At 42.4% G+C, this 4,564-nt stretch carries 5 protein-coding genes; all 5 read left to right on the top strand.

Annotated features, from left to right (window positions below):
* Nucleotides 1-1,790: oligoendopeptidase F (pepF, locus tag Q0191_RS01900; protein ID WP_297663313.1), on the top strand; the 1,790-nt coding region annotated here is incomplete at its 5' end.
* A gap of 1 nt (nucleotide 1,791) precedes the next feature.
* Nucleotides 1,792-2,475, top strand: coding sequence for an O-methyltransferase (locus tag Q0191_RS01895; protein WP_297663311.1), 684 nt, complete (start codon nucleotides 1,792-1,794; stop codon nucleotides 2,473-2,475).
* Nucleotides 2,476-2,585: 110 nt separating this feature from the next.
* Complete coding sequence (gene prsA / locus Q0191_RS01890; protein WP_297663309.1) at nucleotides 2,586-3,662, top strand: peptidylprolyl isomerase PrsA; 1,077 nt, start codon at nucleotides 2,586-2,588, stop codon at nucleotides 3,660-3,662.
* Nucleotides 3,663-3,800: 138 nt separating this feature from the next.
* On the top strand, nucleotides 3,801-4,379 hold the full coding sequence (locus Q0191_RS01885; protein WP_172456450.1) for an LURP-one-related/scramblase family protein: 579 nt from the start codon (nucleotides 3,801-3,803) through the stop codon (nucleotides 4,377-4,379).
* Nucleotides 4,380-4,412: 33 nt separating this feature from the next.
* Nucleotides 4,413-4,564, top strand: a 152-nt coding sequence (locus Q0191_RS01880; protein ID WP_297663315.1) for an alanine--tRNA ligase-related protein, incomplete at its 3' end; no start/stop codon positions are given.

Here is a 4,564-nt window from a genome sequence, read left to right as displayed (position 1 = left end):
GAAATGAAATTGAAGAAAAATATACTTGGGATTTGAGCACCATTTTCCCAACAGATGAAGCCTTTGAAGCGGAGTTGGCGCAGGTTTCAGAAGAAGTGAAGAAAGCAGCTAGTCTGACTGGGCATTTGCTGGACTCAGCAGACAGTCTCTTAACAACGACTGAAGTTCAGCTGGACTTGATGCGCCGCATTGAAAAGCTTTATTCTTATGCTCACATGAAGAATGACCAGGATACACGTGTGGCTAAGTATCAGGAGTATCAGGCTAAAGGCATGACTCTTTACAGCGATTTTGGTCAAAGCTTTGCCTTCTACGAGCCCGAATTTATGGCGATTACAGAAGAGCAGTACCAAGCTTTCTTAGCTGAGCAGCCAGCCCTGCAGCTGTATCAGCATTATTTTGACAAGCTTTTGAAAAAGAAAGCTCACATTCTGACACAGCGTGAAGAGGAGCTTTTGGCTGGTGCTGGTGAAATCTTTGGGGCAGCGGGCGAAACCTTTGCTATCTTGGATAATGCGGATATCGTCTTTCCAATGGTGCATGACGAAGATGGAAATGAACTTCAGCTCAGCCACGGTAACTATATCACTTTGGTCGAGTCTAAGAACCGACAGGTCCGTAAGGAAGCCTACGAGGCTCTCTACAGCGTCTACGAGCAGTACCAGCATACCTATGCTAAGACTTTGCAGACCAATGTCAAGGTTCACAACTACAATGCGAAAGTCCGCAAGTTCTCATCTGCCCGTGAAGCGGCCTTGTCATCTGACTTTATTCCAGAAAGTGTCTATGATAGCTTAGTTTCAGCTGTCAATAAGCATTTGCCTCTCTTACAGCGTTATATCGCTTTACGAGCGAAGATTTTAGGCATTTCTGATTTGAAGATGTATGATATGTACACACCTTTGTCAGAGACAGACTACAAGTTCACTTATGAGGAAGCCTTGGCTAAGTCTGAGGAAGTTCTGGCTATTCTGGGTGAGGATTATCTGAGCCGAGTGAAGACAGCTTTCTCAGAGCGCTGGATTGATGTTCATGAAAATCAAGGCAAGCGCTCAGGAGCATACTCAGGCGGTTCTTATGATACCAATGCCTTTATGTTGCTCAACTGGCAGGACACACTGGATAATCTCTTTACCTTGGTGCACGAGACAGGCCACAGTATGCATTCCAGTTATACTCGTGAGACCCAGCCTTATGTCTATGGAGACTACTCTATCTTCTTAGCTGAGATTGCTTCGACGACCAATGAAAACATCCTGACAGAGAAGCTCTTGGAAGAAGTAGAAGATGATGCTACCCGCTTTGCTATCCTCAATCACTTCTTGGATGGCTTTAGAGGTACGGTCTTCCGTCAAACCCAGTTTGCTGAGTTTGAGCATGCCATCCATAAGGCTGACCAAGAAGGTCAGGTTTTGACCAGCGAGTTTCTCAATGATCTCTACGCTGATTTGAACGAGAAATACTATGGACTGAAAAAAGAAGATAATCCACAGATTCAGTATGAGTGGGCTCGGATTCCGCATTTCTACTACGATTACTATGTTTTCCAATATTCAACAGGATTTTCAGCGGCTTCTGCCTTGGCTGAAAAGATTGTCCATGGCAGTCAGGAAGACAAGGACAAGTATCTGGATTATCTCAAGGCTGGGAACTCTGACTATCCACTCAATGTCATCAAAAAAGCAGGTGTGGATATGGAAAAAGAAGACTACCTAAATGCTGCTTTTGCTGTCTTTGAGCGTCGTCTGGATGAATTCGAAGCCTTGGTAGAAAAGTTGGGACTAGCATAAGATGGTCGAGACTTATAATCAAAACTCTAATCCCAATATGCGTCGGCCAGTGGTCAAAGAGGAAGTCGTAGACTTTATGAGACAGCGACTCCAGCCAGTTTCTGGTGGACTCAAGGAGCTGGAGGATTTTGCCAGAGCTGAAAATGTACCCGTGATTCCCCATGAGACAGTGGCTTATTTCCGCCTGCTACTCAAAAGCCTGCAGCCAGAGAAGATTTTAGAAATCGGGACGGCTATTGGTTTTTCAGCCCTTTTGATGGCGGAACATGCGCCTCAGGCTCAGATTACGACTATTGACCGCAATCCAGAGATGATTGAGCTTGCTAAGGCTAATTTTGCTAAGTATGACAGCCGTCAGCAGATTACCCTGCTGGAAGGCGATGCAGTGGATTTGCTTGAGACACTGGAGGATTCCTACGACCTTGTCTTTATGGACTCTGCCAAGTCCAAGTATGTGGTCTTTCTGCCCCAAGTCCTCAAGCGCCTTAATCCTGGTGGCCTGGTCCTGATTGATGATGTCTTCCAAGGCGGAGATGTTGCCAAGCCTTTTGAGGATATTAAGCGTGGTCAACGGGCTATTTACCGTGGCTTGCACAGCCTGTTTGACGCAACTTTGGATAGTCCAGATTTGACTGCTAGTTTGCTTCCCTTAGGAGATGGACTGCTTATGATTAGAAAAAAATAATCCCTTCACTTTTTTCTCAAATTCCAAAAATTTTTAGGAAAAATTAAGATATCAAGTTGGATTTGTGGTACAATAGACAAAGTGAATTTATTGAAAGAGTAGGTAAAATAATGAAGAAAAAAATCCTTACAGGAGCAGTAACTCTTTTTTCTGTAGTGGCTTTAGCAGCATGTTCACAAACAGCAAAAGATAAAGATATTGTGACAATGAAAGGTGAAACAATCACAGTAAGTGAATTTTACGATCAAGTAAAAAATAATGGATCCTCTCAACAAGTCTTGCTTCAAATGGTAATTAAGCAAGTTTTTGAAGAAAAGTATGGCAAAAAAGTGACGGATAAAGAGGTTGAAGAAGCCTTTGAAAAAATGAAATCCGCTTATGGTTCTGCTTTCCAAAATGTTCTTGCTCAAAGCGGAATGACAGAAGATGCCTACAGAGACCAGATCCGTGCAAATAAATTGGTCGAATACGCTGTTAAGAAAGCAGCTGAAAAAGAGCTGACAGATGACAACTACAAGGCTTTCTTTGAAACGTATACCCCAGAAGTAACGGCTCAAATTATCAAGGTAGATAGTGAAGAAAAGGCTAAGGAAGTGCTTGAAAAGGCTAAGGCTGAGGGAGCAGACTTTGGTCAGTTGGCCAAGGAAAACTCGACCGACAAGGACACCAAAGATAAGGGCGGCGAGGTGAAATTTGATTCAACCTCAACAACAGTTGCGGATGCTGTTAAAAAAGCTACTTTTGCTTTGGAAGAAAATGGCGTTTCTGATGTAATCACTGTACGAGGTAACCAGAACTATTCAGCAAGCTACTACATTGTTAAATTGGTGAAGAAAACTCAAAAATCTGCAAAATGGACAGATTACAAGAAGCAACTAAAAGAGGGAATTCTGACTCAAAAACAAAACGATGCAAGCTTTATTCGTTCTGTTATTTCTAAAGAATTGAAGGAAGCGAATCTGAAAGTGAAGGATCCAGCTTTCCAAAATGTCTTTGCCCAATATGTAGAAGGAGATACTTCTAGCTCATCGTCTAAAGAAGAAAGCAAGTCTCAGTCTTCTAGTTCAGAAGAAAAGAAATCACAATCTTCTAGCTCAAAAGAAGCAAAATCTGAGGCTTCAAGCTCAGAAGAAAGCAAGTCAGAAGCTGCTCATACTGAAGAAAACCCAGCTCCTGCAGCAGAATAAGCTTGACGAAAAGCCAAGAAGTCAGTATAATAAAATTATTGAGAATTGATTTTCTAGATCTCAGCTCAGAGAATTGGCGGTGCTGCGAGCCATGTGAGAGGAAAATTCATGCTACTCATGTTTCAAACTAAATAGCTAATGAGAATGACAAGTTCATTGAATGAAGGTGGTACCGCGGTTTTTCGCCCTTCATACAAGGAACTTGTCTTTTATCTTGACTCTGGAGGTAAAGCGATGAAGACCTATCTTGTCAAACAAAAATTTCGCCTAGGAGGCGAACGCTTTGATATCAAGGACGATCGAGGAGTAGTGAACTATCAGGTGGAGGGATCTTTTTTCCAAATTCCTAAGACCTTTACCATCTATGATGCCCAAGGACAGACAGTTAGTCAGATCAGCAAAATCTTTCTAACATTTTTGCCTCGGTTTGAAATCAAGCTCAGTGATGGGACAAGCTTTTATATTCGCAAGAAACTGACTTTCTTTCGTGATAAGTATGAGTTTGATGATTTAGGCCTTCGTATCGAGGGCAATATCTGGGATTTGAATTTTAAATTACTAGATGATCGCGATCAAGTTGTGGCAGAGATTACCAAGGAGCTTTTCCATCTGACCTCCACTTATCAGGTGAGTGTCTATGATGAGGCTTACTCAGATTTGGTTATTTCCCTCTGCGTCGCCATTGACTATGTGGAAATGCTGGAAAGTTCATCATAAAAAACATTAAAAAGATTTAAGGAGAAAAATAAAATGAAACAAATGTCAAGTGCTCAAGTTCGCCAAATGTGGCTGGATTTCTGGGCAAGCAAAGGCCACTCTGTAGAACCGTCAGTGAGCTTGGTTCCAGTAAACGACCCAACTCTTTTGTGGATCAACTCTGGGGTAGCAACTCTTAAGAAATA

The organism is uncultured Streptococcus sp., from assembly GCF_938036805.1.
In the GTDB taxonomy this organism is placed as follows: domain Bacteria; phylum Bacillota; class Bacilli; order Lactobacillales; family Streptococcaceae; genus Streptococcus.
This window is presented reverse-complemented; position numbering and strand designations above follow the sequence as displayed.

What these genes read in the sequence shown, in the direction of transcription:
- prsA (WP_297663309.1), top strand. Translation starts at nt 2,586, where the DNA reads ATGAAGAAAAAAATCCTTACAGGAGCAGTAACTCTTTTTTCTGTAGTG.
- Q0191_RS01895 (WP_297663311.1), top strand. Translation starts at nt 1,792, where the DNA reads ATGGTCGAGACTTATAATCAAAACTCTAATCCCAATATGCGTCGGCCA.
- Q0191_RS01885 (WP_172456450.1), top strand. Translation starts at nt 3,801, where the DNA reads ATGAGAATGACAAGTTCATTGAATGAAGGTGGTACCGCGGTTTTTCGC.